1 protein-coding gene is annotated in these 261 nt (G+C 60.5%); it reads left to right on the top strand.

The genetic code is table 11. The features are described 5' to 3' along the window. Nucleotides 1-99: 99 nt before the first annotated feature. The coding region (gene earP, locus AC0L3U_RS39600; RefSeq protein WP_473365149.1) for an elongation factor P maturation arginine rhamnosyltransferase EarP at nucleotides 100-261 on the top strand (162 nt) is incomplete at its 3' end.

The raw sequence follows: 261 nt of genomic DNA, 5'->3' as shown, positions 1-261 counted from the left end.
GGCCCAAGCAGACCGGCTTCGACCGACAGCCCCATGCCTGCCAGGATCACCAGCGGCAGCAACAGCAGCCGAAGAATGTTGCCGTAGTTATCGACGACGCTGCAAAAAATATCCCTGCGCGCTTTTGAGCGTATGTGCCCGCAGATCGATGTAAGCCTGGAGCAGCAATGGCAAGAGGGTGTCGATGTGCGCGACTGGCCGTGCGAATGGTCGGCAACGCCTGCGGCCGATGTGGTGATTGCGGCGTTCGCTTGCCAGTTG

Source organism: Bradyrhizobium sp. Kon69, from assembly GCF_055807515.1.
The sequence above is the reverse complement of the archived record's forward strand: the minus strand, read 5'-3'. Positions and strand labels throughout refer to the sequence as shown.